At 33.8% G+C, this 4031-nt stretch carries 2 protein-coding genes and 4 pseudogenes; all 6 read right to left on the bottom strand.

Going from position 1 to position 4031, the window contains the following annotated elements; genetic code table 11:
* Positions 1–127: 127 nt before the first annotated feature.
* Positions 128–490 (bottom strand): 30S ribosomal protein S13, encoded by a 363-nt coding sequence (gene rpsM / locus HET73_RS06380; RefSeq protein ID WP_174134217.1) that lies wholly within the window; start codon positions 488–490, stop codon positions 128–130.
* 59 nt (positions 491–549) lie between these two features.
* Positions 550–1196 (bottom strand): annotated as a pseudogene (locus HET73_RS06375) (adenylate kinase family protein).
* Positions 1193–2549: pseudogene (gene secY / locus HET73_RS09990) on the bottom strand (preprotein translocase subunit SecY). The pseudogenes HET73_RS06375 and secY overlap by 4 nt, the downstream one beginning before the upstream one ends.
* Positions 2550–2552: 3 nt before the next feature.
* Positions 2553–3022, bottom strand: a pseudogene (gene rplO / locus HET73_RS06365) (50S ribosomal protein L15).
* Between the two features lie 216 nt (positions 3023–3238).
* Positions 3239–3692 (bottom strand): annotated as a pseudogene (locus HET73_RS06360) (uS5 family small ribosomal subunit protein).
* A gap of 184 nt (positions 3693–3876) precedes the next feature.
* On the bottom strand, positions 3877–3996 hold the full coding sequence (locus tag HET73_RS06355; RefSeq protein ID WP_410543563.1) for a hypothetical protein: 120 nt from the start codon (positions 3994–3996) through the stop codon (positions 3877–3879).
* Positions 3997–4031: the final 35 nt, after the last annotated feature.

Here is a 4031-nt window from a genome sequence, read left to right as displayed (position 1 = left end):
TAAAAGTATTATTAAAAGTTGCACGAATATAAATAATCCCAATAACGAACTTTTTACACTTTTACCAACTGTTCTAACCCCCCCCCCCCCTTTTTTTTTTCATTAAAACTCACAATAACAATAAATTTTATTTCTTTCCAGCAATAGGCAAACGAGATCTACCTTTACGAGCCTTAGCATTGATATGAGTTCTTTGTCCCCTCACTGGTAAACCTTTTCTGTGTCTCATTCCTCTATAGCATCCCATTTCCACCAAAGACTTTATATTCATAGCCACTTCTTTTATAAGCTCACCTTCTATAGAATAGTTTCTCCTAATGAAACTTCTGATCTTTTCTATGTATTTATCTTGCAATTCTGAAACACGTTTGCTCTTATCATAAGCATGGCAAATTGCGTTTGCAGTAGCAACACCGATACCATATATATAATTTAATGCAAAAGGAACACATTTCTTTACTGGAACATTTACACCTGCAATACGTGCCACCGATACTCCGATACTTTATTAATAATAACTCTTAATTTATACCATAAAATAATCTAGAGTCAAACCAAATTGCAAGAAATTTTGCTTTCCATCTCTTGTTTTATCTGAACAACATCAAGATTAGCATTAAACGTTAATAATTTGCCTTTATAGTATTCACGTAAATCCTTTATTTGGGTGTGATATTCGCTTATTCTTCTAACAATTACAGATAAATTATAATCATCAATATTCCTTTCTAGTCTTGTACTTTTACATTTCATACAAACAAGACCACCTTCATTCTTGAAAGAAGATGCACTATATTCATTCTTACAATCCAAGCACACAAGGCGATTCCTTAATCTGTCAATTGCAATTTTATCGTCAAGCTGCAACTCAGTAACAATATCAACATCCCTATTATACTTCTCTTGCAAAATTTGAGTTAAGAAACAAGCTTGGTTTAAATTTCTCGGGAAACCATCCAACAAAAAAGCTATCGTCTACTAACTCAAGTTGATCACGCAACAACTCACATAACTTCATCTTGAATTAAATTACCGGATTCCACGATATCCTTTATTTTTTTACTTAACTAGCTACTGCAAGATATATTCCTCAACAAATGCCCTACTGAAACTAACTTTAAGTTATACTTTGCTATCAACTGGTTTGATTGAGTGCCTTTACCAGAGCCAGGAGGGCCAAAAATTGCAATAATCATCTTAATTTTCTCGTCTTAGACTCGTATTTTCTTATCCAGGTATCATATCTATTTGAAAAGATATAGGATTGTATTTGCGCGCATCATAGTATCAGTAACAACGTTAACTATAATCAATAAGCTCGTTCTACCAAAAATAAACGGTATATCATTAATAATATCTTACAACTTTTCGGGCACAACGCATATGACCACTAAATATGCAGAACCAATAAACGTTAATTTAAAAACGATTTCTTGAAGGTAATACGAAGTATATTTTCCAGGTCTTCTACCAGGTATAAAACCACTATTGTTCTTAAGAAAATTGGCATTATCCTCTGGATTAAATATAAAATTGGTATAGAAAAAGTTAAAAAATACTATAAGCGCTAGGTAAACTACCATATAAATTACTTTATTTGCCATGAAGTAATTCAAAATAAAATCAGAAAAAAACATAACCCTTATAAAAATTCGCAATTGAAATAGGTGTTAATAAAATTGCATTGGCAAAAAATAGTTGGTATTACACCAAATAAATTAATCTTTAATAGGTAATAAGTAAAATCGTCATTATGTAATTTTTTAAAATGATTTTAAAAATTTTAAAAAATGATTTTCTATAAGAAGACTCTACAAAAATAACCAAAAGCAATAGTAAGAAAAACACCGCTAAAATAAAAAGGATAATAAAATAATGATATGCTACCGCTTTTATTCACCGTTAACAGGGATGAAAAAGCACTATACAGCTCTGATATTATACAGCTCTGATATTATACAGCTCTGATATTATACCTGTAAGAATGATTAATGAGACGCCATTACCTGCGCCACTAGCGCTGATTTGCTCGCCAAGCCATATTAAAAACATCGCTCCACCTAAAAGACTAAAGGCTCCTAAGTAGGAAACATAAGACCAGACTAACACCCCTTCCCTGTTCATCCTTTCTAATGCAATTAAAATAGTAATTGAATGAAACATACAATACTATAGTCATATAACGTATATAAGAATTCATCTTTCGACGTCCTAATTTTCCATCATTTTTAACTTCATTAATCCCTTTGATGGCAAAAGATAGTAACTGCATAACTATAGATGCAACTATATATGGCATAACACTCGGTGCTAATATTGTCACTCTAGCTAATGCACCACCAGAAAATAAATTAAATACCCCCAAAACACCAGAGCATTCTTTAGGGATATATCATTAATTATATCGAGACTAATTCCAGGAATAGGCACGTAAGTATCCAAGCGATAACAAATTAAAGCAACTAGCGTAAAAAATATACGCTTCAATAAATCTCCTTTATACAATATAATGAAGGATCCAAACTATTAAATGCAGATTTGCTGCCCATTATTTATGATAATATTCCCACACTATCACCAACTGAAGCTACAGACTTTTTTGCAGCTTCTGACACAAATTCAACCTGCATTATACATTTTCACTTAGCTTACCCTTATTAAGAAGCCTGATTTTACTCTTGGCAGACTTTACAAAACCCAGCTTACATAGCACCTCTTTATCTATAACAGAACCTTTTACTACTTTTTTAGCCTCTATTAAACGCTGCTCATCACCAATATTAATTATAGAGAATATATCTTTATGTATAGGGTTAAAACCTCTTTAGGTAAACGAGTATATATAGATTGTTGACCACCCTCAAATCCATTTATAGAAACACCACTTTTAGATTTCTGCCCTTTATGTCCCCTACCAGACGTTTTACCTTTACCACACCCAATACCTCTACCTAGTAACTTAGGCTTTTTTTTTCTTCGATAACTTAGTAAATATAGAGTTTAACTTTATAGAACTATTCATATTTCACCTATTTCCAACTATCTCACTAATCTTTTTGCCTCTCTTTCTCGCAACTTGACAAGGAGATAACAACAACAACATCCTTTATACAGCTATTATCCAGGCTCGCCCAGATTAGCTGTTTTCCCCAGGATAAAACTTATCCATGGGGACTTAGATGGAGCAAATTTAGGGTTTTTAATGGCCGGATGCCCTTCCTGACGCCAACCCCCTCTTTTAGTCGCCTTTTACGACACGCAGAGGATACGGTGGTCCTATTCTACCCCCAGACCACAGGGGAGATAACATACTACCAAAAGCCTTAAACACTGCACATATAACCTTATGAGGATTATTAGACCTCGTAGACTTAGCTACTACATCTTATATGCCAAGCACTTCAAAAACTGACCTAATCGCTCCACCAGCAATAATACCTGTACCAGCTCTAGCTGCTCTTAAAAACTATCTCACCAGAGCAAAATTTAGCTTTAATGTCATGATGCAAAGTTCTGCCTTCACGAAAATACACTCTAATCATTGTTCTTTTTGCAGCATTCACAGCTTTTATCATGACTTCAGCAACCTCTGCGTGTTTGCCCATTCCGCACCCTACCCTACTCTTCTCATCTCCAACAACAACCAAAATTGAAAATGAAAATCTTCTAACACCTTTGGTAACTGTCGTCACTCTTCGTACCTAAAATAAAAGCTCTGATAAATCATTATTTTGTAAATTCTTCACAGCCATACTTAAAACCTTCTAAAACTTATAAACCCAGAACTTCTTAAAGCCTCACCAAATTGAGAAACTAATCCTGTGTATTTATATGCACCACGGTCAAACACCAATCCTTGCTAATTGAGTTCATAGCTTACTCTCTCCTTTTATTCCCTTTTCTGTTTTCTCCTCTGAGTGAATCTGGTCTTATTCCTAAACGTTCTAGCGTACTGATATGAACAAAAACATCACTGCCGCTATCTTCTGGCTTAATAAAACCATAACATTTTTCGGCATTAAGCCACTTTA

The sequence above is a fragment of the Wolbachia endosymbiont of Atemnus politus genome (assembly GCF_013309895.1).
The sequence above is the reverse complement of the archived record's forward strand: the minus strand, read 5'-3'. Positions and strand labels throughout refer to the sequence as shown.